Raw genomic sequence first — 26,086 nt, forward strand, 5'->3', positions numbered from 1 at the left:
GAGCAGCTGTTGTCCTGGTGGGGGTCGGTCCCGGGGCCCGCTGAGTGGCCTCGGCGGGCCCGGGAACCGTTCGTAACGGACGGGTAAATTCTGTGCCCCCGAGATCCTTCCGAGGTGCCGTCAGGCCAGGATCACGGAACGGGTCACATGGCGCGGATTGTCCGGGTCCAGCCCGCGTTCCGAGGCCAGGGTGGCGGCCAGCCGGTGCACCACGACGAGGTCACCTCGTCCAGCAACCGTATGACCTTGACCAGAGCGATTCCCGGCTTCGTCACCTCCTACCACGAGCAGTGGCAGTACCTGTTCACCACGTCGCTCGTCGCGATCGTGCCCGTGGTGGTGCTGTTCGTCTTCGTGGAGCGCCACCTCGTCGCCGGCCTGACCGCGGGCTGCGTCCGGGGATGACGCCGGGATGCGCATCGCAGCCAAGGCCGTGGCCGGGGCCGCCACGGAAGCGGCGTTCGGTGTCAGGCGCGAATGACCTTCACGCCGGCCGCCGTGAACGACTCGGTCAGCTCGTCGGAGGCGGCCTTGTCGGTCACCAGGACGTCGATGTCCTCCACCGGGCAGATGCGGGCGAAGGCCCGCCGGTCCAACTTGGAGGAGTCGGCTACGGCGACGACCTGCTGCGCGCGGCGGGCCAGCGCCCGGTTGATGCTGGCCTCGCCCTCGTGGTGGGCGGTCGCCCCGTGGGCCACGTCGATGGCGTCAACCCCGATGAAGACCTGGTCCAGTGCGATCTCCGCGAGCAGTTCGGTGGCCAGCGGCCCGATCAGCTCGTAGGACGCCGGCCGGGCCACCCCGCCGGTCACCACGAGCTTGACGTGGCGCCGTACGACCAGTTCGTTGGCGATGTTCAGAGCGTTGGTCACCACGGTGACCGCCGTCTCGGCGCCGCCGGAACTCAGGTCGGCGCGGGTGGCCAGGGCCCGCGCCACCTCGGTGGTCGTGGTGCCGCCGTTCAGCCCCACCACGGCGCCGGCCTTCACCAGCCCGGCGGCCGCGTCCGCGATCCGCTCCTTCTCCGGAGCCTTACGCGCGGCTTTGTAGCGCAGCGGCAGGTCGTAGGCGATCGCGTTGATCACGGCTCCGCCGTGCGTGCGGGTGACCATCTGCTGGCGGGCCAGCTCGTCGAGGTCGCGCCTGATCGTCGCGGCGGAGACCCGCAACTCCTCGGCGGCCGGCTCGACTTCGATCCGCCCGTCGCGCGTCAGCATCTCCAGCAGCGCGCTCCACCGGGCCTGCGGTGCCGCCATGTCTCACAACTTCCTGTCGCTGGTGTGCGCCACGAGGTGCGCACCACCATGAAACCACAGCGCATGATTGGGTGTTTTATGGTCGCCAAACGAGCAAAATCCTGCACTACCCGCTACCTGCTGCCGCTGTCGCGGCTCTCCCACGCCGCGATCGGAGCCCGTCCGTGCCGCTGACTCTCACCGTCGACGTGGTGAGCTCCGCGTGCAATGTAAAGACGGGCCGTCGTCGCGTTCAACGTGATCACCCTGGAGCACGCCGAGGCCGTGGTCACCGGGGCGGTCCGCGACACACTCACCGCGGCGCCCGCGGCCGTCGACCCCCGGCCGGCCCATGAGCCGACCGGTGGCCGCCGGCCTTGGCGGCGTCGTGAACCGTTCCCGGGCCCTGCGCACGTCACCGTACGGCCCGTGCCGCTTGGCGTGCCCTCGCAGGGCCGCGACACGGCGTTTCTGTTCCCACAGGTGAGAGACAGCTGCTCACGCGCCCCGTGAGGGCCGGTGAAAAGGTCCATGAGCCGATGGATGACCCCGCACACCCGGTGGCCGAAGACTGACCGCACCTGACCGTCAGGTCGACGAACAGGCCCACCTACTAAGCGCACTTGATTCACGAACTCCCCTGGGACACACCCGGACCTCGGCGTGCCGTCAGCTCACCACCGCCGCGCGCACGCACAGCACGTCCGGCAGATGGGACGCCAACTGCTGCCAGCTGTCGCCGTCGTCCGCCGACGCGTACACCTCTCCGTTCCTGTTGCCGAAGTACACGCCCGCCGGGTCGGCGTCGTCCGTGCACATCGCGTCGCGCAGCACCGTGCCGTAGTGGTCCTCCTGCGGCAGGCCCGCCGAGAGCGGCTCCCACGTCTTGCCCGCGTCCGCCGTGCGGAAGACACGGCACCTCCGTCCCGCCGGGACGCGGTCCGCGTCGGCGGTGATCGGGAAGACGTACGCGGTGTCCCCCTGGTGCGGATGGGCCGCCGCGGCGAACCCGAACGTGGACGGCAGTCCCTCGCCGATGTCCGTCCAGTGCGCGCCGGCGTCGTCGCTGCGGTACACACCCCAGTGGTTCTGCAGATACATGCGGTCCGGTGTCACCGGGTCTCTCGCGATCTTGTGCACGCACTGGCCGAACTCCGGGTTCGGATCCGGCATGAACACCGCGGAGACACCGGAGTTGGACGGCGCCCAGCTCGCGCCGCCGTCCTTGGTGCGGAACACGCCGGCAGCCGAGACGGCGACCGTCATCGCCCGTGGGTCGCGCCGGTCGGTGAGGATGGTGTGCAGGCCCTCCCCTCCGCCACCGGGCACCCATTTGTCGCGCGTGGGGTGCTCCCACAGGGGCCGGACCAGCTCGAAGCTCTCCCCGCGGTCCGCCGAGCGGTACAACGCGGCCGGCTCCGTGCCCGCGTACACCACGTCGGGCTCGGCCGCCGAGGGGTGCAGCTGCCACACCCGCTCCAGCGACGTCCCGGTGTCCTGGGGGAACTTCACGGCGGCCCGGGCGGGCTCGGTCCAGGTCCGGCCGAGGTCGTCGGAGTGGAACACGGACGGCCCCCAGTGCGCGCTGTCGCCGCCGACCAGCAGCCGGGGGGTGTCGGCGCGGGTGTCGATCGCGACCGCGTACACCGCCTGCGCGTTGAAGTATGGGCTCTCGTCGAACTCCCAAGCGCCGCCGCCGCGTCGCCGTCCGACGAACAGACCCTTGCGTGTGCCTACGGTGAGCAGGATGTCGGCCATACCGGCCACCTCCGGGACGTCGTTGTCTCAGACACGGGCCAGTCTGCACCCCACCACTGACAATCGTCCCCGCCAAGGACGTCACCGCAGGTCGGAGCGGGTGTCCGGCAGGGAACGGGCAGGTTGGCCGGGCTGCCCTCCTGGCTTGGATCCGACGCTGCCCGAGCGGGCGACGACCGCGCGGATCACGCCGTCCGGCCGGGGTGACGTATTCGTCATGAGCATCGGGGAAGCCACCCGCGTATGGGAGAGCGGCCTGGCTTTTCTGTGCGTGCGTGAGGAGGGTGCCCACGATGGCGGCATTCCGAGGTCCGAAGGTGTGGCTGTGGCGATGGCAGCGGAACCCGCTGCGGCGCCGCAGCGACCGGCTCGAGGCATGGGTGGTCCTCGCGGCCTGGGGTCTCACCGTCCTCGGCGGGGTGGTCGCCGGTCTGCTGGCGACACGGTCCGTCGAGCACAACCTCGACCGGCAGCGGGTCGAGTGGCACCCCGTCGTCGCCCAGCTCACCGAGGACGCTCCGGGAACGACGGCGCCGTCCGGCTCGGGATCCGAACGCGTGTGGGCCGAGGTCCGCTGGACGGCGACGGACGGCTCCCCCCACACGGGGCAGACCCGGGTCGCGCCCGCCAGCACCGTGGGCACGCCGGTCACCGTCTGGACGGACACCGAGGGCCGCATGGTCACCCAGCCGGCCACGCGGTCCGAGGCCCGTCTGCGCTCCTCACTGATCGGCGTCATCGTGGGCGTGACCGCGGCGGGCGTGCCCTTCGTGGGCGGCCGTCTGGCACGCGGTCGCCTGGAGCGCCGCCGCATGGACGAGTGGGACGAGGAGTGGGAGCGCGTCGGACCGCTGTGGGGGCGGAAGACCTGGTAGCGGCTCTCGCCCCTCCGCTCACGCCGGAGCGGCTGCCGCGGGCGCCCACCGAGGGCGCCCCGCACAGCCGCCGGGTTTCCGGCCGGGGCCGGAGGGAGTCCGGAGCGAGTGCGGTGGGCTCAGCTGTGACTCAGCTGTACTTGATGTCGGACGTCGCGTACTTGCAGTACGTGCTGTCGGGCCCGCTGCCGTTCGTGGACGGCTCCGCGCCCGTGTTGTTGCCGATGTACTTCTGGCAGGGGACGATCTTCTTGCTGGAGTCCCCGATGATCGTGATGTTCCTCAGGGTCGCGCTGTCGCCGTAGTTGGTGTTGATGCCGGCGATCTTGCCGCCCTTCCAGTTCACCTCGATGCTGTTGAGGTTGATCGTCCGCTTGTACTGCGTCCTGCAGTTGCCGCACGAGCGGACGAAGGTGCCGAAGTTCTTCACCGCGAAGTTGGAGATGTTCAGGGTTCCGGCGCCGTTGAACTGGAACACCTTGTCGGTGGCTTCCTTCGCGCCACCGCCGGAGACGGTGTAGACGCTCGACGACGAGGAGCCCTTGAACGTCGCCGCGTCCTCGCCGACGTCCTCCCACCAGACGTTCTGCAGCGTGCAGCTGCCCTTGCAGTGGATGCCGTCCGCGGCGGGGGCACCGATGATGACGTTCTTCAGGACGGCGCCGTTGGCCAGTTCCAGGATCGGCCCCTGGTCCTCGTCCTGGCCGCCGGAGCCGAGGTCCCCGGTGCCGTAGAGGCGCTTCATCCCGTAGTCCTTGGTGCCGGAGACCGGGATGGTCGAGGAGACCCCCTGGCTGCCGTTCGGGGTGGGCCAGGTGGCGGCGCTCGCCGGAGAGGCGCTTCCTGCCATGATCATGCCAACCGAGAGGCCGAGTGTGGCCAGCGCTCCGGTCAGCGCGCGCGTGCGGGCGCGCGGGCGTGCCGCAGAAGTCATGTCCCGATTCCTTCTGTCCGGTGTGGTGTGGGCTGTTCTCTTCGGTGTGGGTGAGTGGCTGTGTGTGGGGGGACTGTGGGGGGGGGTGGTCCCGTGGGGGGTCAGAGCTTCCCCGCGCCCGCTCCGGACGTCACCGAGGCGACGACGGACGAGGCCGGCTCGGCCGTGTAGCCGTAGGGCGGGCTGGTGAAGCTGCCGGTCCTGGAGATCTCGGTGGCGGCTCCGCCGAGATCGTTGCCGCGCAGGTTCGCGTAACCGTCGACGTCGCTGCTGCGGTTCGTGGTGACCGCGACCTTCGTCGAGCGGAAGACGTTGTTCTCGACGAGCATCTGGGCGCCCATGCGCGAGTGGCAGGCGGTGTCGGCGCCGCTCACGTAGTTGTTGTAGAAGTGCCCGGTGCCGAAGCGCAGGCTCGGGATGCGTGAGTAGACGTTGCTGAAGCTGTTGTGGTGGTACGTCACCTTCAGGTGCCCGGTGTCCTCCGAGGCGTTGTTGTCGCTGTGGCCGACGAGCGAGCCCTTGAAGTGGTCCTTGAACGTGTTCCAGGACACCGTCACGGAGTCGGAGCCGTGATTGATGTCGAGGAGTCCGTCGTAGTAGTCCTTGTCGTGATCACGGTCCGCCGAGAAGGAGTTGTGGTCGATCCACACCTTCGTAGACTCCTGGACCGTGATGCCGTCGGCGGGCGCGACCGGCTTGCTGATGTTGAGATTGCGGACGACGACGTTGGCCGCCTCCTTGATCCGCAGTCCGCCGCCGGTGAAACCGGACGACGAACCGACGCCCAGGACGGTGGTGTTGGAGCCGATGTCGACCTGACCGCTCAGCGAGATCAGGCCGTTGACGCGTACCACCTTCGCCGCGTTCCCGGTGACGGCCGTCCTGAAGGCGGACAGCGTCGACACGGTCACCGGGGACGCGCTGCCGCCACCCGTGGTGCCCGCGCCGAATCCGATGGGCGAGGTCTCGGCGGCGCCCGCCGGCTGCGGGACGGCGACCACGGTGACGGCTGCGAGGGCGGCCGCGGCGACCGCGGCCAGGGCGGATCTGTGCGCTGCTGTGCGTGGGGGGAGAGTGCGCATGCGGGTGCTTCCCTTCAGAAGTACCAGGTGGATCACGGTGGATCATGGGTGAGCACATATGTGACCGTTGTTCGCCATGCTGATCGCTGCGCGCGAGCGAGGCCGACCGACGGGGAGGAGGCTGAGCTTCAAGGGATGCAATTCCCCAGGTGGTGCAGACCTCCCGTTGCCCCTATCTCATATACGAGATGAAGCTGTCGGGTCACGCTTCTGAACGGAAGGTAGGGGGTAAGCGCTTTCTGGTCAACGGTTCGCGCAGAAGGATTTCGCCGGGCCCGGCGCCGTCCGGCCACGGATGACCATCGAATCTTTTCGGAGTGTGGGAGCGCTTCCGTGACAGGCATGTGCATGCCACGATGCCTTCGCTTCCCGCAGTTGTTCCGCTGAGCGATGCCGTACGAGCCGCGATCAGAAAGGGACGAGGACGTGTCCACGACTGTCGGCACCACCGCGAGGAGACCGCTGCGTACGACACTCCTCGCAGGGCTGGTTCCCTTACTCGCGGCGGTGCTGTTCGCCGCCCCTCAGTCCTCGGCCGCCCCCGGAGCCGCAGCGGTTCCGCCGGGTGCCCAGGCGGCTCCCGCCGCCCCGGCCGAACGCGCGGCACCCGCCGCGTCCCTCACCGAGGTGACGAACTTCGGCACCAACCCCAGCAACCTCCAGATGTACCTGTACGTGCCGGACACCGTCACCGAGAACCCGGCCGTCCTGGTGGCCGTCCACTGGTGCACCGGCTCGGGCCCGGTGTTCTACCAGAACACCGAGTTCGCCTCGCTCGCGGACCGCTACGGGTTCATCGTGGTCTACCCGTCGGTCACCCGCAGCAGCAAGTGCTTCGACGTCTCCTCGCCGCAGGCGCTCAAGCGGGGCGGCGGCAGTGACCCGGTGGGCATCAAGTCCATGATCGACTACGTCACCCGCACCTACCACGCCGACACCGGCCGGATCTTCGCCACCGGCGTCTCCTCGGGCGCCATGATGACCAACGTCCTGCTCGGCGACTACCCGGACGTCTTCGCCGGCGGCGCCGCGTTCGCGGGCGTGCCCTTCGGCTGCTTCGCCACCACCGACGGCTCCGAGTGGAACAGCGCCTGCGCCAACGGCACCGTGACCCACACCCCCAAGGAGTGGGGCGACCTCGTCCGGAACGCCTACCCCGGCTACAGCGGGCCCTGCCCCCGTATGCAGCTCTGGCACGGTACCCAGGACGACGTCCTGCGCTACCCCAACTTCGGCGAGATGATCAAACAGTGGACCGACGTGCAGGGCATCAGCCAGACGCCCGCACGCACCGACTCGCCCGCGTCCGGCTGGACCCGCACCCGCTACGGCTCCACCGGTGACCGGGCCCCCGTCGAGGCCATCAGCCTCCAAGGCGTCGGCCACAACCTGATCACGACGGGTATGGCCGCACGCGTGATCACCTTCTTCGGCCTGGACAGCGGCGGCCCCGCTCCCCAGCCCCCGCCCGGCGGCTGCAAGGTCTCCGTCACCACCAACGCCTGGAGCACCGGCCTGACCGCCTCGGTGACCATCACCAACACGGGCACCACCGCCGTCAACGGCTGGAAGCTCGGCTTCACGCTCCCCGCCGGCCAGACCATCACCAACGGGTGGGGCGCCGCCTACGCCCCGGCGAGCGGAGCGGTGACCGCCACCAATGCCACGTACAACGCCACGATCGCCCCGGGCGCGAGCGTCGGCATCGGGTACCAGGCGAGCCACACCGGCGGCAGCGCGGGTCCCGGCGCCTTCACGCTCAACGGCGCCAACTGCACCACCTGACGTCGCTCACTCCCCATGCCGTAAGCCGGGCGCGCGCTGGTGGACCACCGGCGCGCGCCCCCGAGGTCATGCCCCGCGCACAGGAAGGCACGTTGCCCGTGAAGCCGTCGTCGAGAGCCCCGAAGCCGTCGACCGGAGTGCCGAAGCCGACGAGGCCGACGAGGTCGGCGAAGCGGCCGAAGTCGACGAAGCGGGCTTCGAGAAACGCAGCGCTCGCCCACCTGATCGCCGTGTGCGTCCTGGCGCTGGCCCTCGTCGCCACCTCGTCCGCGTTCGGCGCCATCGGCCACAGCGGTGAACCGGCGGCCGACCGGCAGTCCGTCGCCGCCCCACGGCACTGGGTGAACACCTGGACCGCGATGCCGCAGCTCACCGAGCCCGGCAACATGCCGCCCCCACCGTTCACCGGGAGCGACGCCGCCCTGGTCGACACCACCCTGCGGCAGACGCTGCGCGTCTCCACCGGCGGCGAGCGCATCAGACTGCGCTTCTCCAACGCCTTCGGCACCACCGCCCTTCCCCTCACCGCGGTGACCGTGGCCCTGCCCCGGGACGGGCAGGCCGGAGTCGACGCGATCCAACCCGGGAGCCTTGAGCGGGTGACGTTCAACGGACGAGGGTCCGCCACCGTGCCCGCCGACGCCCAACTGGTCTCCGACTCCCTGGACTTCCCTCTCCGGCCGGGCACGAACCTGACCGTGACGGCCTACCTCGCCGAGGGCCAGAAGTCGCTCGCGCTCACCTCCCACCCCGGCTCCCGCACCACCTCGTACCTCCAGCACGGCGACCACACGACGGCCGCCGACCTGCCCGGGGCGACCGCCACCAACCACTGGTACCTGCTCAGCGACGTCGAGGTCGCCTCCCGCGCCACCACGGCCGCCGTCGCCGTCCTGGGCGACTCGCTCACCGACGGCCGCGGCTCCACGACCAACGGCAACAACCGCTGGCCCGACCAGTTCTTCGACCGGCTCCAGGCCCGCCCCGACACCGCCGACGTCGCCGTCCTCAACCAGGCCGCGGGCGGCAACCGCGTCCTCAACGACGGCCTCGGCCCCAACGTCCTCGCCCGCCTCGACCGCGACATCCTGTCCCGCAGCGGCGTCGCCTGGCTGATCGTCTTCGAGGGCGTCAACGACATCGGCACCGCCGCGGCCACCGGGGCCGCCCAGCGCGCCGTCACCGCCGACCTCGTCGCCGCCTACGAGCAGATCGTCGTCCGCGCCCACGCGCAGGGCATCCGCGTGTACGGCGCGACGCTCCTGCCGTTCGGCGGCAACACCCCGTACGACGACCCCGACGGGCTCCGAGAGGACACACGGCAGGCCGTCAACGACTGGATCCGCACCAGCGGCACCTTCGACACGGTCATCGACCTCGACCGCGCGGTACGCGACCCCGCCGACCCGCGCCGTCTGCGCGCCGAACTCCACGACGGTGACTGGCTGCACCTCAACCCCGAGGGCTACCGGACCCTGGCCGCAGCCGTCCCCACCCGGCTCTTTCGCACCCCGCCCGGGCCCGCCGGCCTCACCGACGACTGAAGCCGGTCGCCCCCTTGGCCTACTCCCGGTGCCGGACTCCGCTTGAAGCGGGCACCCGGCGGGACCATTCTTGGGCATATGGTGACGCCTCCGCGCGACGACGAGCGGGCGGCCCCGGCCGGTGACGCCATGGCTGTGGTCGACGCGCGCGGCATCGTCACGGGCTGGAGCGAGGGCGCCCGGCTGCTGACCGGGTACACGGCCCCGGAGGTCACCGGCCGGCCGGCGGCGGACCTGGTGGACGCAGACCCGGCCGGGGCCTGGCGGGACCTGCGCGAGGGGGCCGCCGTCGTCCCCGTACGGCACCGCGACGGATCGCGCATCGAACTGACCTTGCGGGTGTTCCCCCTCCACGGTGAGCGGCAGGCGTATGTGATCACCGCATCGCCGCCCGACGCGTGGGAGCGGAGCCTGGGTGACCTGGCATTCCAGCAGGCCTCCATGTCGATGTCCGTCTTCGACACCGGACAGCGCTACCTGCGGATGAACGACACGGGATGCCAGGTCATGGGGCAGCCCTGGGAGGTGTTCCGGCACCGGTACTTCCCGGACACCGTGGAGGACGCCGTGCACAGCCGCGGCTTCCTGCGCCATCTGGAGATCGTGGTCGAGACCGGGCGGCCGGTGCACTACGAGAGCTGGACGCGCTCACCCTCCGGCCGGCGCATGCACGCCTGGAACACCGAGATGTGGCCGGTGCGGGACGCGTCCGGAGCGCTCATCGGCACCGCGCTCGCCGCGTTCGACAGCAGTGAGCAGTTCGCGGCGCGGCAGCGCCTGGCCATGCTGAACGAGGCCGCCGGAGCCATCGGCACCAAGCTGGACGTGGTCCACACCGCCCAGCAGTTGGCCGATCTGGTCGTGCCCCGGCTCGCCGACTTCGCCAGCGTGGACCTGCTGGACGCGGTGCTGGAGGGCGAGGAGCCCACCGTGGGCGTCCTGGGCGCCGAGGTGGAGCTGCGCCGGGCCGCGCACCACTCCCTCACGCCGGGGGTTCCGGAGGCCGTGATCGACCTCGGCGCGGCGGACGTCTACCCGCCCTCGTCACCCCCGGCCCAGGCGCTGGCCTCCGGCGACGTGGTGCTCACCCGGACCGGCGTACCGGACCTCGACGCGTGGTTCACGCGGCACGGCGCCCGGTCCGACAAGCTGCGCGAGGCGGAGGACCATGACATCTCGCTGATGGCCGTGCCTCTGATGGCGCGCGGCACGACTCTGGGCGTGGCGGTCTTCGTACGGCTGCTGACCCCCGAGAGCCCCGACGCCTTCGACCGCGACGACGTGTCGCTGGCGCAGGAGCTGGCCAGCCGGGCGGCCGTGTGCGTGGACAACGCCCGCCGCTACACCCGGGAGCGGACCACCGCGCTGGCCCTGCAGCGCAGCCTGCTCCCGCAGGCCGTCGGGGGACAGGCGGCCGTCGAGTTCGCCTCCCGCTATCTGCCGGCGCTGTCACAGGCGGGCGTGGGCGGCGACTGGTTCGACGTGATCCCGCTGTCCGGCACCCGGGTGGCGCTGGTGGTCGGCGACGTCGTCGGCCACGGCATCCACGCCTCCGTGACGATGGGCCGGCTCCGTACGGCCGTGTGGACGCTGGCCGACGTCGACCTGCCGCCGGACGAGCTGCTCACCCACCTCGACGACCTGGTCGGACACCTCGCCACCGCCGAGAGCGAGACCGCCGGGGAGATCGGGGCGACCTGCCTGTACGCCGTGTACGACCCGGTGTCCCGGCACTGCACGATCGCCGCCGCCGGCCATCCGCCACCGGTCGTGGTCTGCCCCGACGGAACCGTGCAGGTCGTCGAGGTGGCCGCAGGCCCGATGCTCGGCGTCGGCGGGCTGCCGTTCGAGGCCACGGAGCTGGAGCTGCCGGAGGGCGCGGTCCTCGCCCTCTACACGGACGGTCTCATCGAGGCCCGCACCTTCGACGTGGACGCGGGCACGGCCGCCCTGTGCTCCGCCCTGGCGGTCCCGGCCGAGAGCCTCGAAACCATGTGCGACACCGTCCTGAAGTCGCTCCTTCCCGACAACCCCGCCGACGACGTGGCTCTCCTGATCGCCCGCACCCGCGCCCTGGACGAGGAACAGGTGGCCGTGTGGGACCTGCCCTCCGATCCGGCCATGGTGGCGACGGCCCGCCGGCACGCCTCCGAGCAGCTGACGCTGTGGGGCCTCGACGAGGCCGCCTTCGTCACCGAACTCGTGGTGAGCGAACTGGTCACCAACGCCATCCGCTACGGCGGCTCCCCGATCCAGCTGCGCCTCATCCGCGACCGCTCCCTCATCTGCGAGGTCTCCGACGCCAGCAGCACCTCACCCCACCTGCGCCGCGCCCGCACCTACGACGAGGGCGGCCGCGGTCTCCTCCTCGTCGCCCAGCTCACCGACCGCTGGGGTACCCGCCCGAGCGGCACGGGCAAGACGATCTGGGCGGAGCAGTCGCTGCCCATCGGCGAGCCCTCACTGGCGGCCTTCGGCCTCTGACACGACGTTCGGCAGGGGGGCTGTTCACTGCAGGGGGCTGTTCACCTACGGCCCGCGCAGGGCGGACGGTAGTCGACGCCGGGGAAGTGGCCGGCCCACTGGGCGCGGCTGATCGTGTCCCGGACGTACCCACAGGCGTGGGAGAGCGCGGAGCCCAGGTCGGTGTTCCAGATGTGGGCGGTCTGGTCGCCGCTCGCCGTGATGATCGTGCCGTGCGCAGCGAGGTACCGCACAGCCTTGACCGACCCCGCGGGATTGGTCAGGAAGGCCTGTTCGGTGGGGTGCGAGCGGTCGGTCACATTCCATTCGTGCACCCGACCGTCCTCGCCGGTCGTGACCACCGCGCTGTTGTCAGGAGCGAACGCCACGCCGGTGACCACGTCGGTGTGGCCGCGGAGTCTGCTCAGCCGGCGGTGGCGTCGAGGGTCGGTCACGTCCCACAGGCGTGCCGTGCGGTCGTCGCTTCCGGATACCAGGGTGCGACCGTCACTGCTGTAGGCAAGGACGTCGACGAAGTTCTCGTGGCCTCTGAGGATGCCGATGGTGGGCGCGTCGTGCGGGTCGGTCACGTCCCAGATGCGGACGGTGCGGTCGTCGGAGCCCGAGGCCAGTGTCCTGCCGTCAGGGCTGAAGGCGACCGGTTTGACGTTGAGGGTGTGACCGGTCAGCCGGGAGAGGAAGCGGGGGCGGTCCGGATCGGTCACGTTCCACAACCGGATGGTGTTGTCGTAGCTGCTGGTGGCGGCCAGTTTGCCGTCCGGGCTCAGGGCCATGTCGTAGACGAGTTCGCTGTGGCCCGTGGGTGTCCGCGACAGGAGCGCGGGACGCCGCGGGTCGGACACGTCCCAGAGATGGATCACACGGTCGAGGCCGACAGCCGACAGCGTCTCCCCGCGCGGTCCGAAGGCCAGCGCATGGGTGCTGTCGTCGGGCCAGTCGAACACGCTCAGCCGACGGGGGTGCCGGGGATCCGTCATGTCCCACAGGACGATCCGTCGGCTGTCGCCGGCCGTGGCGACGGTGCGGCCGTCCGGGCTGACAGCCAGCGCGTACCCGGCCAAGGAGCGGCCGGCGGGCGTGTTCGACAGCGTGCTCAGCAGACTGTCCCGGGTGTCCGTGCCCGGTACCAGACGGTAGGCGGCCAGAGCGATCTGAACGGCCAGTGACTGGTCGCGCGGGCGCAGGTTCACCGACGCGTCGGCGGCCTGGAGCGCGAGGGCTCCGCGGCGCTGCTCCGTGACGGTGTTCTGGGCATGCACGGCGAAGCCGACGGCGGTCACGGCGCAGAGCAGCAGCACGATGAGGGCGGCGACGAGGCGGCGCAGACGGCGGACCCTGCGGCGTACACGCAGTGCCTCCGTCGTCTCCGCGGTCTCGCTCGCGTCGAAGAAGGCGCGTTCCCGGGCGGTCAGGGCCTCCCTGGGGAGGTCCTTCACGGCGGCCAGGCGTACCCCTCGGTAGAGGGTGTCGGGGTCGCGGTCCAAGGACTCCCAGACGGCGGTGGCCTCGGTGAGTGAGCGGTGCAGGCGCAGTTGGTCCCGGTTCTCGCTCAGCCAGCGGCCGAGCCGGGGCCAGCAGCGGATCAGTGCCTCGTGGGTGAGCTCGACATGGTCACGGTCGACGGTCAGCAGGCGGGCTCGGGTGGCCTGGTCGAGGACCAGCGCGGTGTCCTGCGTGTCGTCGAGTTCGTGGCGCGGTACGCGGCGCTTGGTGTCCTCGGTACCCTCGCCCAGGGCGATGAGCCGTAGGAAGAGCTGTCGGGTGATCAGCTGCTGGGTGTCGCTCAGACCGGAGTGGAAGGCTTCGGCGGTCTGGGCGAGGGCGCCCTCGAAACCGCCCGCTGCCTGGAACGCGGCGAGAGTGAGGGCGTTGCCTCGCCGGCGGTGCCAGGTCTCCAGGAGTGCGTGCGAGAGCAGGGGCAGCGCCCCCGGCCGGCCGTGGGCGCCGGCTGTGAGGGCCGCGAGGAGGGCGCCTTCGACGGTCAGTCCGGCGCGGGTGGCGGGCCGGACGACAGCCGCTCGGAGTTCGTCGGTGGTCATCGGGCCGACGGGGACGTGGGCGTCGGCCAGGGCGTCGACGAGGTCGGGGAGCCGGGTGCAGTGCGTGTAGAAGTCGGACCGCACGGCGAGGGCGACGCGGCAGCGGCTGTCGGAGGTCTGTGCGGCGTGCAGGAGTGAGGCGACGAAGGCGTCGCGTTCCTGGGCGCTGCGGCAGAGGGTGAACACTTCCTCGAACTGGTCCACGATGATGATGAGTTCGTCCGACGGGTCGGGCGAGCGGGTGAGGATCTGCCGCACCACACGGTGGAGAGTGCGCGGCTCTGACGCGAGTTCGGCGTGCAGGGATCCCGGCGCGATGTGGGCGTGAGCCGCCAGCTGGATCGCGCATTCCTCCAATGGGTGCGGGCCCGGAGTGAGAACCAGGGCTGGTGTTCCGGAGAACGCGGGAAGCAGCCCGGCGCGCAGCACCGAGGACTTTCCCGATCCCGATGCCCCGAACAGAACAAGGAATCTCTTTTTCTTCAGGTGTTCGACCAGTTTGCCGGTGAGATTCTCACGGCCGAAGAACGTGTCCACGTCGGACTGCTGGAAAGGTGCCAGCCCGACATAGGGCGGCGACGTCGTGTCGCCGTCCCGATCCGGGGTCGCGCCCACAGTCCCGGCAGTGCGTTCGGCCGCCGTCCTGCGCCAGATCAACTCCCATTCCCGCTCGTCACCGCCGCAGGCACGAACGTAGGCGAGGGTGACGGCCAGTGTGGGCAGTTGACGTCCCGCCGCGGCTCCGGAGAGCGCCGCGATCGAATAGTGCGCCCGTCGCGCGAGCTCCCGGTAAGTGGGACCGCCGGCCTCTTCCCGCAACCTCCGCAATCCCGCGGCGAAATCCAGCAGCGGACCGCCCCGCGTATCCAGCGGGCGCTCTCCACGTGGCACCTGTACGCACCTTTCTCGGGTCACTCGGATTGTTCACCATGCGTTTGTTCAGTGCCAGCCCGCCGATCGTGAACAACGGGCAGCGGCTACAAACGGTGCATCAGGCCCCGCACGAGGGCCGGAAAGCGATCGGAAGTCGGCGCAGGCCGCACCCGGGCCGCTTGTCTCCCCTGCGAATCCCTTCGCACCACAACGCATCACTTCGCAGGAGAGCCGAAAGCCCAAGCCCGTCGGCGACATGGCCTGACGGTGACCGACTTCACCGATCCGCGAGCAGGACCGATCTGGGAGGACGTATGAACGCGTACACGCGACAGTGCGCCGGACGGCAGGGCGGAGCTGTGGGCACACCGCCCCCCGCCTCCGGTCTGCTGCCGGAAGCCACCGGGCCGGACGGGAGGACCGCGGAGCATTCCGGCCTGGACCAGCTGGGCGGGTTCGCCGCCGCGCAGCTGGGACGGCTGTGCGACGTGGTCGGGATCGACGCACCGCGCCGGACCGCCCATCAGCAGGTGCTGTGCGACCTGCTGGGCCCTGCTGCCGCACGGCCCTTGGCCTCTCCGCCGCCCTCACCGTCGTTCGTCTCCGACGATCACACGCCGGTGGAGTTCTCGCTGACGTTCCCCATGGGGGCGGACGTCGTGCTGCGGGTGCTGGCCGAGCCGGGGTGCGCCGCCCGGACGCTGTCGGGCAACGCCCGTACGGCATGGGCGGCCGTGGGACGGCTGGCGGCGCAATGGGGGTTCCGCCTCGACGAGTTGACGCGCGTGAGCGACCTCTTCCTCCCGCCGGTGCCGCACGGGCCGTTCACCCTGTGGTGCGCCCTCGAACTGCGGCCGGGCGGCCCACCGGGACTCAAGCTGTATCTGAACCCCGGCGTGCGGGGCGCGGATCGGAGCCTGGAGACCGTCGAGGAGGCCATGGCGAGGCTCGGCCACGGACCGGCGTTCGAGCCCGTGCGGTGCTACCTGAGGTCCCGCTTCCCCGAACGGGCCACCCTCATGTTCTTCGCCTTGGACGTGGGCCCGTGGGCCGAGCCGCGGGTGAAGGTCTACGTCGTCCACCACGACGCCACGGCCGCCGACGCGGGGGACGCGGCCCGTCTCGTGCCCGGGGCGTGTCCGGACCGCGTGGCGGATCTGTGCCGCCGGATCGGCGGGGACGGGCCCTTCAGCCGGCTCCCCCTCATCTCCTGCTACTCGTTCACCGGCGCGGACACCGGCAGTCCCACCGGCCACAGCATCTATGTCCCCGTCCGCGCCTACGTCCGCGACGACCAGGAGGCGCGCGACCACGCCGTCCGGCTCCTGCGGGAGTACGGCGTCCCGAGCGACCCGCTCGACCGTGCGCTCGCCGCGCTCACCGCTCGGCACCTCAGCGCCGGAGTGGGCCTCATCTCGTACCTGAGTCTTGTCCAGGCCGGCCGGCAGGCACCGCGGATCACGGCCTACTTCTCCTCCGAGGCGTACCGCGCCTTCCCACCACGGGACGACACCGGACCCGGACCCGGACCCGAAGCCGCGGCCGACGGCCGCTCCGCCACAAACCCCGCCCGTTCGGCCGGCGCGTCGGCGGACCAGTAGCCCGAAAGGAACATCGACCGTGGAACCGTACCGGATCAAGGTTGTCGAGCCGATCCCCGTCACCACCCGCGAGCAGCGGCAGGCCGCCCTCGCCCGCGTCCACTACAACCTCTTCGACCTGCGGGCCGACGAGGTCACCGTCGACCTGCTCACCGACTCGGGGACCGGAGCCCTCTCCGCCGCCCAACTGGCCGCTGGGATGGAGGGTGACGAGTCGTATGCCGGGTCGCGCTCCTTCCAGCGCTTCCACGACACCGTCAGGGAGCTGACCGGCTGTCCGCACATCCTGCCGGTGCACCAGGGACGGGCGGCCGAGCGGCTCCTGGCCTCGACGCTGCTCGGCCCCGGCAGGATCTTCCTGAGCAACACGCACTTCGACACCTTGCGAGCCAACGTAGCGCTGGCCGGGGGCGAGGCCTGGGACCTGCCCTGTCCCGAGGCCCGGGACCTGGACAGCACGGAGCCGTTCAAGGGGAACATCGACACCGCCCGTCTGAAGGCCGTCCTGGACGGACCGGAGGGCCCTCGCGTCGCCGCCGTGATCATGACGCTCACCAACAACGGCGGCGGGGGCCAGCCGGTGTCCATGGCCAACCTGACGCTGACCTCGTCGCTCTGCCGGGAGCACGGCGTGCCTCTGATCCTGGACGCGGCACGGTTCGCGGAGAACGCCTGGCTGGTCACCCAGCGGGAGGCCGCCTACCGTGATCACAGCCCGCGGCAGGTCGCCGAGGAAGCGTTCCGGCTCGCCGACGGCTGTGCCATGAGCGCGAAGAAGGACGGCATCGCCCACATCGGGGGCTTCCTGGGCCTGCACGACACCGACCTGGCCCGGGCTTGCGAACTGCTGCTCATCGCCACCGAGGGCTTTCCCACGTACGGCGGACTGGCCGGACGCGACCTGGACATGGTCGCCCAGGGCCTGACCGAGGTCACCGATCCGCGGTATCTGCGCGCACGGGCCGAGGACACCGCCTACCTGGCGGACCTCGTGCGGTCGGCGGGCGTCGACATCGTGGAGCCGCCCGGACTGCACGCGCTCTACCTCAACGCGGGCCGTCTGCTGCCGCATATCCCGCCGCACAACTTCCCCGGCCAGGCCCTGGCCTGCCGGCTGTATCTGGAGGGCGGCATCCGCAGCGTGGAGCTCGGCTCCCTCTACCTGGGGACGGAGGACGAGAACGGCACCCCACTCACCAGTGCGCCCTACGAACTGCTGCGACTGGCGGTGCCGCGCAGGACGTACACGCGTGGCCACTGGGACCACGTCGGGCGGACCCTGGCCCGCACGGTCCGTGACGCCCACCGGATTCCCGGCCTGCGCATCACCGAACAGCCCGCCTCGCTGCGGCAGTTCCGGGCCAGGCTCGCCCCGGTCGCCCCGTAGGCGCGGACCCTGCGGAACCCACTTTCGACATCCCTCACGAAAGGCACCCCACCCATGGGACACGAGCAGCGCGTGCGCGCCTTCTACGACTACGCAGGACCCGCCTACGAGGCGCTCATGGACGACGTCTGGCACCACGGAGACCCGGTGGCGGAGGCCCGCGGCCTGTCGCCGCAGCAGGCCGCCCGGGCACTGGAGGAACGGCTGGTCCGCCTGGCCGGGCTGGGCCCGGGCGACCGGGCGCTCGACTTCGGCAGCGGCGTGGGCGGGGCCACCGTCCACATGGCCGCCTTCACGGGGGCGACCTTCGTCGGGCTGTCCAACAACGAAGGGCTCTCCCAGCGCGCCCGCCGACTGGCCGCCGAACGGGGACTGGCCGACCGGGTGCAGTTCCTCACCGTCGGAGACGAGGACTACACAACCCTCGCCGCCTGGCCCGGCATGAGCTTCGACGCCATCACCTTCTACGAGTCCGTATGCCATCTGCCGCACAAGGAGCGGTTCTTCCGGTCGGCCCACCGGCTCCTGAAACCCGGAGGGGCCCTCGTCGGCGTCGACTGGCTGCAACGGCCATTCGGCGCTCATCGGACGCCGGAGGAGATCGCGCGCTTCATCGACCCGGTCAACGACACCATCCGCCTCGCCGGCCTCGGCACCCTCCACGACTACGAGTCGATGCTGGAGGACGCCGGGTACCACGTCACCCTCGCCGAGGACCTCTTCCCCGGCGTCCCGTGCTGGGGCAGCACCCCGCCGGAGGATCGGCCGAAGTGGCTCGGTTACGACGGTCCCGGGGGCGAACTGATCCAGGCCGGCAAGCACGCCCTCGACGCCGCGCGCGGCGCCGGCGTCTTCACCGTCGGCGCCTTCGCCGCCCACCGCCTCGACTCCGCCTCCTGACGGCGTCGCACCTGGGCGCGACGCAGCAGCCGCGCCGATCGTCTCGGCGTCAACCGTCCGATGCACGGCCTGGGGGCGCCGATAGGGGCGGACGGTGGCGCCGTGCAGGAGCGGTGTGACGCACGGTGCCACCGCCGAAGGCTCCGAGGCCACAGCACTAGGCGGCCTCTTCCCGGGCCTTCCCGGCGTCTTCCTCACCGCTACCGACCACCACGCCGTCCTTCCCGGCCTTCGAACCGGCCTTCCCGGGCAGGTGGTTGAACAGCAGGTTCAGCAGGATCGCCGTCAGGCAGCCCGCGCTGATCCCGCTGTCCATGACCGTCTGGAACCACTCCGGGAACTTGTCGTAGACCGTCGGCACCCCGACCGGCAGCATCCCCACGGCCACCGAGACCGCCACGACCGTCAGGTTGTGGTTGCCCCGGAAGTCGACCCGGGTCAGCGTGCGCAGGCCACTCGCGGCGACGGTGCCGAACATCACCAGGCCCGCGCCGCCGAGCACCGGCGCCGGTATCGCGGCGACCACCGCGCCCAGCTTGGGCAGCAGACCGAGCAGGACGAGGATGCCGCCCGCCGTGGCGACGACCCAGCGGCTGCGCACGCGGGTCATGCCGACGAGGCCGACGTTCTGGGCGTACGCCGTGTACGGGAACGTGTTGAACACACCGCCGAGGACGGTGGAGAAGCCGTCGGCCCGCAGTCCGTCGGCGAGGGAGCGCGGCTCGACCTCGCGGTCGGTCATCTCGCCGACGGCGATCAGGTCACCCGTCGTCTCGGTCATCGTCACCAAGGCCACGACCAACATGGACACGATCGCCGAGACGTGGAAGGTGGGCGCGCCGAAGTGGAACGGCGTGCTGATGCCCAGCCAGGCGGCGCCCCCGACCCCGCCGAAGTCCGTGAACCCGAACGGCACCGCCACCGCGAGCCCCACGCCGATGCCGATCAGCACCGCGATCCGGCTCAGGAACACCGGCGCGAACCGCTGCACTGCGAGCACCACGAGCAGGACGAAGGCGGCGAGCGCCAGGTTCCTCGGCTCCCCGAAGTCCTTCGCGCCCACCCCGCCAGCGGCCCAGTTGCCGGCGACCGGCAGCAGCGAGACCCCGATGATGAGGATCACCGTGCCCGTGACGAGCGGCGGGAAGAAGCGCAGGAGCCGGCCGAAGACCGGTGCGAGCAGCATGATCGCGAGGCCCGCCACGATCACCGACCCGTAGATCGCGGGCAGTCCGCCGCCGTCCGTGCCGATGAGCACCATCGGCGACACGGCCGCGAACGTACAGCCCTGCATGATCGGCAGCCGCACCCCGAACCGCCACACGCCCACGCACTGGATGAGCGTCGCGATCCCGCACACCAGCAGGTCCGCGGTGATGAGATACGCGAGGTCGGCGGGCGACAGCTTCATCGCCCCGCCCACGATCAGCGGTACGGCCACCGCGCCCGCGTACATGGCGAGCACGTGCTGCAGGCCGAAGGCGGCCAACTGGCGTACGGGTGGGACCTCGTCCACGGGGTGTACGGGGGCGGGGGCGGCCATGGGCACTCCAGGGGCGGCGGTGAGCGGGGGGCGAGTGGGGGACTTCCGGACAGCACGAGAACGTACGGCGTTTGAACAGTTTGTTGATTTCGGCGTCGTTGCCGCTAGGTGTCATGCCCACCGAAGAGCGTCCGATCCCGAACGACCGATCCCGTTGAGGCGTGGCTCAGCCGTGCGCCGTCCGCGCCGCCGTCAGCAGTGACTCCCAGTCGGGCAGCTTCACCACGCCCCGTCCGAGCGAGGCCCCGAGCTCCGCCTCGGCCCGCTCGATCGCCTGCCACCCGGACCACTCCACGGGCGCGATGCCCGCCGCCCGCAGCGCGGTGAGCGGATCGCCGGGCACCTCCCGCCGTACGAGGACGGGGGCGTCCTCCAACAGTGACGTCACCGTCTCCTTCGAGCACGGACGGTTGGTGCCGATCACTCCGGTCGGACCCCGCTTGATCCACCCGGCCACGTACTCGCCCGGAGCCACCACGCCCTCGCGCAGCACCCGCCCGGCCAGATGCGGCACCGTGCCGTGCTCGGCGTCGAACGGCAGCCCTTCGAGCGGCACCCCGCGATACCCCACGGACCGCAGCACCAGCTGGGCCTCGATCTCCTCGTACCGCCCGGTGCCCGTCACCCCGCCCCGCCCGTCCGGCGCCGTCCGCTCGAAGCGCACCCCGCACACCCGGTCGCCGTCGGCGAGGAACTCGACCGGCCGCAGGAAGAACCGCAGCCGGATGCTGTGCCGGTCGCCCCCGGTGGGCAGGGAGGCCCAGCCTCGCAGCACCTCCACGTTGCGGCGCTGGGGTGCGGGGAGCCCGGAGGGATCGACGTACGCCGGGTCGAGCTCCAGCTCCGTGGGGTTCACACTCACCTTGGTGTCCGGCAGGGAGCTCAGCTCGCGCAGTTCCTTGGTGGTGAAGCGGGCCTGCGACGGGCCGCGCCTGCCCACCATGTGGACCTGGGCGACCGTGCTGGCGGCGAGGGCGCTCAGGGCCGCCTGCGGCATGTCGGTGGGGCTCAGTTCCCTCGTGCCCCGGGCCAGCATCCGGGTCACGTCCACCGCGACGTTCCCCACGCCGATCACCACGGCCGCCCGCGCCCCGAGTGCGAACCCGTCGGCGAGGGAGTCCGGGTGCGCGCTGTACCAGGACACGAACTCGGTCGCGGACCAGCTGCCCCGCAGCTCCTCGCCCGGGATGCCGAGATGCCGGTCCGTGGCGGCGCCCACGCAGTACACCACCGCGTGGTACAGCGTCCGCAGCCGCTCGACCGGCAGTCCGGCCTGACCGACCTCGACGCCGCCCAGGAAACGGACCCGCTCGTGCTCCAGCACGGTGCGCAGGTTGTTCTGCAGCGACTTGATCTTCTCGTGGTCGGGCGCGACCCCGTACCGCACCAGGCCGTAGGGGCACGGCAGACGGTCCAGGACGTCGACGCACACCGCGGGATCCTGCTGCACCAGGCTCTGCGCGGCATAGACCCCGCTCGGTCCCGAGCCGACGACGGCGACACGCAGCACGGTGGAACTCCTTGAGCGAGGAGATCGCTGATGCCTTCAGGATCGCACCGCACCGCTCACGACGGGAGGGGATCGGGCGCGACACCACCCGACGGGGTGGCACACCGCTGCGCTGACGGGGTGCCGTACGGGACCAGGCGTGCGTGGTGGTGCGCGGCGGATGTGATCGCTCGCTTACGTTGCGCATGTGCTGGAAGCATCGTTTGTCCACCTTTCCGGTCGAAACCGTCCGGACGGGGTCGTCTCCGTGTGGCCCGCGTGGGAAGTGCAGGAGCGCGGCGGAGCCACCGCCTGGTACAACGCACGGCTGGCCTTTCCTGACGGCGCCCGTGTCGACCTGCTCGCCGTGGTGACCGGAGGGCACGTCCTCCTCGAAGAAGTACGGGCTCAGCCGGCGCTTTCCCTGGACGACCTGACCGTGCTCGCCGACTGGATCGAGGGTCCGCTCTTCGAGGCGTGCGGGGCCCGGTCCGCCTGGCCGCAGGGCGTCGAGGGGTCGCGGCGTGTCGCCGAGGAGTACCGCGCCGCCCAGGAGAGGGGGACCGATCCGGTCCTCGCGGTGATGCGCGCGACCGGTCACAGCCGCCGCAGATCGCTCAAGCTGATCGCCCAGGCGCGCGACGAGGGTTTCCTGGCGCCACGTCACCAGCGGCGCTGAGCGCTCCGCGCGACGTGTCGCGATGTCTCACAGCATCTGGCGCATCCGGCTCATCTCCGCCGCCTGCTGCGCGATCACGTCGTCGGCCATCTCCTCGACCAGGATGTTGTTGCCCTGGGCCTTCACGTCCGTGGCCATCGTGATCGCTCCCTCGTGATGGGTGATCATCAGGGTCAGGAAGAGCTGGTCGAACGCCTTCCCCTTCGCCGCGCGCAGCTTCTTCAGCTGCGCCTCGGTCGCCATCCCGGGCATCGCCTCGTGCGCGTGCCCGCCCGAAGTGTCCTTCTTCTCCCCGCCGTTGGATTTCAGCCAGCTTTTCATGGTGGAGATCTCCGGCTGCTGCGCGGCCGAGATCCGCTCCGCCAGGCGCTTCACCTGGGTCGACCCGGCGCGTTTCGGGGCGAGCCCGGTCATCTCCAGGGCCTGGGAGTGATGTTTGATCATCATCCGCGCGTACGCGAAGTCCGCCGAGTTGGGTGAGTCGTCCTCGGTGCGGTGCTTCTCGGCGTCCTCCGCGGAGAGGGTCTGAGCCGCCTCGCCCGGCTTGCCCGGGGCGATCACCTTCGGCCCGCTCGCCTTGGCGGAGTCGGCGTTGTCGCCGGAGTCCGAACCGGAGTCGCAGCCCGCCAGCGCGAGCGCGGCGGCCGCCAGTAACGCCGCGATCAGTGACGTACGGGACGTACGGCGAACGAGCACAGTGACCTCCTGGGACACACGAACTGACGTACACCTCGTGAGTGTTGATGACCGGTCTAGCACGATTCGACGCGTGAGTGATCAAAAAAGATTCATTACGAGTGCGTTGCCGTCTGTTGATCTGTGCATGATGCAGACGATACTTCGGTGGTCCGTGCACCGTTCCTGAGGGAACGGCAACGAGGGAGGACACAGTGACCCTGTTAAACGACCTGCGAACGCGCCGTAGACGCCTCGGAGTTGCCGCGACCGCGGCAGGGCTCCTGGCCGCGCTGCTCACGGCCGGGCCGGCGGCCGCGACCCCCGACCCCGGGGACAGCCCCGCCGCGCCGAAGAAGGCCTCCAAGAGCGAGGCCGCCGAGGCCAGGGCGGCGATCGAGGACGGCGACATACCCGGCGTGGACGAGGTCGTCCACTCCGACAACATGCAGCACGTCACCAACATCCCCAAGGACCTGCTGGCCGGCACCAACTCGGACCTGGCCTTCCAGGGCAAGTACGCCTTCGCCGGCAACTACGACGGCTTCCGCATCTTCGACATCAGCAACCCGAAGGCGCCGAAGACCGTGTCCCAGGTGCTCTGCCCGGGCTCGCAGAACGACATCTCCGTCTCCGGGAACCTGCTGTTCCTGTCCACGGACTCCTCGCGCAGCGACAACTCCTGCAACAGCACCACGCAGCCCGCGACCGAGAAGTCCTCGTGGGAGGGCATGAAGGTCTTCGACATCAGCGACAAGAAGAACCCGAAGTACGTCGCCGCCGTCGAGACCGCCTGCGGCTCGCACACCCACACGCTGGTGCCCGAGCGCAAGAACGTCTACGTGTACGTCTCCTCGTACTCGCCGGACGCCTCCTTCCCGGACTGCAAGCCGCCGCACGACGGCATCTCGGTCATCAAGGTGCCGCGCAAGGCGCCCGAGAAGGCGGCCGTGGTGAACTTCCCGGTGCTCTTCCCCGGCGAGGGACCGGACGGAGGCGGCAACCCGGGCGGGCCCACCAACCCGGGCGTGTCCAAGACGACCGGCTGCCACGACATCACCGTGCTGCCCTCCAAGGACCTCGCGGCGGGCGCCTGCATGGGTGACGGCATCCTGTTCTCCATCAAGGACCCGGAGAACCCGAAGGTCATCGACCGGGTCCAGGACAACGTGAACTTCGCGTTCTGGCACTCGGCGACCTTCAACCAGAGGGCGAACAAGGTCGTCTTCACCGACGAGCTGGGCGGCGGCGGCGCGGCCACGTGCAACGCGGAGATCGGACCGAACCGCGGTGCCGACGGCATCTACGACATCGTCGGCAAGGGCGACCAGCGCAAGCTCGTCTTCCGGAGCTACTTCAAGATCGACCGCTACCAGGCCGACACCGAGAACTGCGTCGCTCACAACGGCTCGTTGATCCCGGTCAAGGGCAGGGACATCATGGTCCAGGCCTGGTACCAGGGCGGCGTCTCCGTCTGGGACTTCACCAACTCCTCGAAGCCCAAGGAGATCGCCTACTTCGAGCGCGGCCCGCTGGCCACCGACCGGATCACGACCGGCGGTGCCTGGTCGGCGTACTACTACAACGGCTACATCTACTCGAACGACATCACCAAGGGCCTCGACGTCCTGAAGATCAGCGACCGGCGGACGGACCCGGCCAAGTGGGTCCGCCTGGGCGAGCTCAACGTGCAGACGCAGCCGGACTACTTCGGCTGATCCGCTTCGTCCGCGTCCGCACACCGGCCGTCCGCTCCGCCCACGGGGCGGACGGCCGTCGCGAAGAACCGTGACAGATCGCCGGCACGCGTCCCGCCGGGGCCTTCGGGACCATGAGCAGCGGGCCCAGCAGCGCGTAGTCGCCGGCCGCGAGGGCCGCGCCCGTCGAACCGTGCCGGGCAACCGTGTCCCGCAGGAGTTCGGCGAGCCGCTGCTGTTCGGCGCAGCGCGCGCGTTCCCCGGCCCGCAGCAGCCCCGCCATGTGCCGGCGCATCAGCACGGGCTGTTCGCGGGCCAGTTCGAGGACCGCGTCGATCGCCCGCGCCATCCGCTCCGGGCCGTCCTCGGTGCGCGGCTCCCGTTCCAGTGCCTCCTCCAGCGTGCGGTGCATCAGCCGGTGCACGGCCGACCGCACCAACTGCCGCTTGCCGGGGAAGTAGTACGGCACCAGTCCGCGCGCCGCTCCGGCCCGGTCCGCGATGTCCCCGAGCGTCGTCTCCTCGTACCCGCGCTCGCTGACGAGCTCAACTGCCGCCCGCAGAAGCCGTTCCCGGGAACGCCGCCGCAATTCTTCGTTGACCGAGGCGTTGCGCGGGGACATCCTGTAACTCCTGCGTTGACTGGCTGTCGGCCAACTATACTCAGCGCCTCCGGGTGACCACTCTGTGTGGACGCACCCTGAGCTGCCCGTCCCGGGCCACGCGGGGGATGGTCCGGGACGGGTGGGAGAGCCGCCGACGCCGCGACGGTCGACGTCTCGGCCCTCGGCGCCGCTGTCAGCCGACCAGGTCCAGTACCGGCCGCAGTCCGTCGGGCCGCCGCGCCGCCGGCAGATGGTGCACGAAGTGCACCGCACAGCCCAGGGCCGCCGCACCGCCGTCGGCGGCCGGGTGATCGCCGACCATCAGCGTGTCCTCGGGCGCCACACCCAGTGCCTCGATCGCGACGGCGAACAGCCGCGGGTCGGGCTTCTGGATGCCGTGTTCGTACGACAGCACGTAGGCGCCCACGTACGGGTCGGGACCGTGGTGCCGGAACACCGGCCGCAGGTCCCAGCCGATGTTGCTGACCACCCCGACGGCCACCCCGCGCTCGCGCAGCGCGGCCAGAACCTCCGCCGCGTCCGGGTACGGGCCCCAGGCGGCCGGCGTCATGTGGCGGTCGTACAGGGCGTCGTGGAGCCCCGGATCCGGCAGCGTCACCTTGCGGGAGAGGCCGGTGTACGCGGCCCGGTGGTGCTCCGCACTCTGATCCCGGACCGCCCACAGCGCACCCAGCTCACCCGTCGGCTGCTCCTCGGGGAACGCCCCGCCCGGTAGCGCACCGGCCCGCTCCAGCGCCTCGGCGGCCCGGATCAGGTCGGGCTCCGGCAGGGCGGCACCCGCCTCCGCCAGCGCCGCGCGGAGCCAGGACTCGGCGGACTCGATACGGAAGAGCGTGCCGGAGAAGTCGAAGAGCACGGCTTTGATCGTCATGACGAGGATC

At 70.8% G+C, this 26,086-nt stretch carries 20 protein-coding genes and 1 pseudogene; 10 read left to right on the plus strand and 11 right to left on the minus strand.

Annotated features, from left to right (window positions below):
- Window positions 1–120: 120 nt before the first annotated feature.
- Window positions 121–222, minus strand: a pseudogene (locus AB0959_RS27415) (sugar isomerase); the annotation flags it as partial.
- A gap of 24 nt (window positions 223–246) precedes the next feature.
- Here AB0959_RS27415 and AB0959_RS27420 point away from each other — a divergent pair.
- Window positions 247–405, plus strand: a complete 159-nt coding sequence (locus tag AB0959_RS27420) for a hypothetical protein (protein ID WP_366829318.1) — start codon at window positions 247–249, stop codon at window positions 403–405.
- A gap of 62 nt (window positions 406–467) precedes the next feature.
- Here the strand turns inward: AB0959_RS27420 and AB0959_RS27425 are convergent, their stop codons facing one another.
- Both AB0959_RS27425 and AB0959_RS27430 read right to left on the minus strand, forming a co-directional pair.
- Entirely contained in the window at window positions 468–1,256 is a 789-nt protein-coding gene (locus tag AB0959_RS27425; RefSeq protein ID WP_366829237.1) for a DeoR/GlpR family DNA-binding transcription regulator, read from the minus strand.
- Window positions 1,257–1,904: 648 nt separating this feature from the next.
- On the minus strand, window positions 1,905–2,993 hold the full coding sequence (locus tag AB0959_RS27430; RefSeq protein ID WP_366829238.1) for an exo-alpha-sialidase: 1,089 nt from the start codon (window positions 2,991–2,993) through the stop codon (window positions 1,905–1,907).
- Window positions 2,994–3,286: 293 nt separating this feature from the next.
- On the opposite strand from AB0959_RS27430, the gene AB0959_RS27435 reads away from it, so the two are divergent.
- A complete protein-coding gene (locus AB0959_RS27435) occupies window positions 3,287–3,868 on the plus strand; it encodes a hypothetical protein (RefSeq protein ID WP_366829239.1) in 582 nt (193 codons plus the stop codon).
- A 130-nt stretch (window positions 3,869–3,998) separates the two neighbouring features.
- Here the strand turns inward: AB0959_RS27435 and AB0959_RS27440 are convergent, their stop codons facing one another.
- Together AB0959_RS27440 and AB0959_RS27445 are read right to left on the minus strand one after the other, a co-directional pair.
- Window positions 3,999–4,802, minus strand: coding sequence for a pectate lyase (locus AB0959_RS27440; protein ID WP_366829240.1), 804 nt, complete (start codon window positions 4,800–4,802; stop codon window positions 3,999–4,001).
- Window positions 4,803–4,903: 101 nt separating this feature from the next.
- Entirely contained in the window at window positions 4,904–5,884 is a 981-nt protein-coding gene (locus AB0959_RS27445; RefSeq protein WP_366829241.1) for a polysaccharide lyase family 1 protein, read from the minus strand.
- Window positions 5,885–6,310: 426 nt separating this feature from the next.
- Here AB0959_RS27445 and AB0959_RS27450 point away from each other — a divergent pair, with 426 nt between their 5' ends.
- The 3 genes from AB0959_RS27450 to AB0959_RS27460 all read left to right on the plus strand — a co-directional run bounded on the left by AB0959_RS27450 (window position 6,311) and on the right by AB0959_RS27460 (window position 11,697).
- Window positions 6,311–7,669, plus strand: coding sequence for a PHB depolymerase family esterase (locus AB0959_RS27450; protein WP_366829242.1), 1,359 nt, complete (start codon window positions 6,311–6,313; stop codon window positions 7,667–7,669).
- Window positions 7,670–7,890: 221 nt separating this feature from the next.
- Complete coding sequence (locus AB0959_RS27455; protein WP_366829316.1) at window positions 7,891–9,213, plus strand: SGNH/GDSL hydrolase family protein; 1,323 nt, start codon at window positions 7,891–7,893, stop codon at window positions 9,211–9,213.
- A gap of 78 nt (window positions 9,214–9,291) precedes the next feature.
- Window positions 9,292–11,697, plus strand: coding sequence for a SpoIIE family protein phosphatase (locus tag AB0959_RS27460; RefSeq protein ID WP_366829243.1), 2,406 nt, complete (start codon window positions 9,292–9,294; stop codon window positions 11,695–11,697).
- A 41-nt stretch (window positions 11,698–11,738) separates the two neighbouring features.
- On the opposite strand, the gene AB0959_RS27465 is transcribed toward AB0959_RS27460, so the two are convergent.
- Complete coding sequence (locus AB0959_RS27465) at window positions 11,739–14,627, minus strand: XRE family transcriptional regulator (RefSeq protein WP_366829244.1); 2,889 nt, start codon at window positions 14,625–14,627, stop codon at window positions 11,739–11,741.
- A 296-nt stretch (window positions 14,628–14,923) separates the two neighbouring features.
- Here AB0959_RS27465 and AB0959_RS27470 point away from each other — a divergent pair, with 296 nt between their 5' ends.
- From AB0959_RS27470 to AB0959_RS27480, 3 genes are read left to right on the plus strand one after another with little or no spacing between them, the layout of a single operon-like run.
- Window positions 14,924–16,210, plus strand: a complete 1,287-nt coding sequence (locus AB0959_RS27470; protein ID WP_366829245.1) for a tryptophan dimethylallyltransferase family protein — start codon at window positions 14,924–14,926, stop codon at window positions 16,208–16,210.
- Between the two features lie 19 nt (window positions 16,211–16,229).
- Window positions 16,230–17,597: a tryptophanase gene (locus AB0959_RS27475; protein ID WP_366829246.1), complete on the plus strand. Its 1,368-nt coding sequence runs from the start codon at window positions 16,230–16,232 to the stop codon at window positions 17,595–17,597.
- Window positions 17,598–17,651: 54 nt separating this feature from the next.
- The gene (locus AB0959_RS27480) at window positions 17,652–18,497 is read left to right on the plus strand and encodes a methyltransferase domain-containing protein (protein WP_366829247.1); all 846 of its coding nucleotides are present in this window, start codon (window positions 17,652–17,654) and stop codon (window positions 18,495–18,497) included.
- A gap of 157 nt (window positions 18,498–18,654) precedes the next feature.
- On the opposite strand, the gene AB0959_RS27485 is transcribed toward AB0959_RS27480, so the two are convergent.
- Window positions 18,655–20,040, minus strand: a complete 1,386-nt coding sequence (locus AB0959_RS27485) for a nucleobase:cation symporter-2 family protein (RefSeq protein ID WP_366829248.1) — start codon at window positions 20,038–20,040, stop codon at window positions 18,655–18,657.
- 166 nt (window positions 20,041–20,206) lie between these two features.
- The gene (locus AB0959_RS27490) at window positions 20,207–21,550 is read right to left on the minus strand and encodes an FAD-dependent oxidoreductase (protein ID WP_366829249.1); all 1,344 of its coding nucleotides are present in this window, start codon (window positions 21,548–21,550) and stop codon (window positions 20,207–20,209) included.
- Window positions 21,551–21,737: 187 nt separating this feature from the next.
- On the opposite strand from AB0959_RS27490, the gene AB0959_RS27495 reads away from it, so the two are divergent.
- Entirely contained in the window at window positions 21,738–22,208 is a 471-nt protein-coding gene (locus AB0959_RS27495) for a DUF6214 family protein (RefSeq protein WP_366829250.1), read from the plus strand.
- A gap of 27 nt (window positions 22,209–22,235) precedes the next feature.
- Here the strand turns inward: AB0959_RS27495 and AB0959_RS27500 are convergent, their stop codons facing one another.
- The gene (locus tag AB0959_RS27500; RefSeq protein ID WP_366829251.1) at window positions 22,236–22,904 is read right to left on the minus strand and encodes a DUF305 domain-containing protein; all 669 of its coding nucleotides are present in this window, start codon (window positions 22,902–22,904) and stop codon (window positions 22,236–22,238) included.
- Between the two features lie 194 nt (window positions 22,905–23,098).
- Here AB0959_RS27500 and AB0959_RS27505 point away from each other — a divergent pair, with 194 nt between their 5' ends.
- Complete coding sequence (locus AB0959_RS27505; protein ID WP_366829252.1) at window positions 23,099–24,601, plus strand: hypothetical protein; 1,503 nt, start codon at window positions 23,099–23,101, stop codon at window positions 24,599–24,601.
- Here the strand turns inward: AB0959_RS27505 and AB0959_RS27510 are convergent.
- Together AB0959_RS27510 and AB0959_RS27515 are read right to left on the minus strand one after the other, a co-directional pair.
- Window positions 24,567–25,202, minus strand: coding sequence for a helix-turn-helix domain-containing protein (locus AB0959_RS27510; protein ID WP_366829253.1), 636 nt, complete (start codon window positions 25,200–25,202; stop codon window positions 24,567–24,569). The two genes, AB0959_RS27505 and AB0959_RS27510, sit on opposite strands and share 35 nt — an antisense overlap.
- A 175-nt stretch (window positions 25,203–25,377) precedes the next feature.
- On the minus strand, window positions 25,378–26,076 hold the full coding sequence (locus AB0959_RS27515; RefSeq protein ID WP_366829254.1) for an HAD-IA family hydrolase: 699 nt from the start codon (window positions 26,074–26,076) through the stop codon (window positions 25,378–25,380).
- Between the last annotated feature and the right edge of the window lie 10 nt (window positions 26,077–26,086).

The organism is Streptomyces sp. NPDC046862, from assembly GCF_040704615.1.
Classification (GTDB): Bacteria; Actinomycetota; Actinomycetes; order Streptomycetales; family Streptomycetaceae; genus Streptomyces.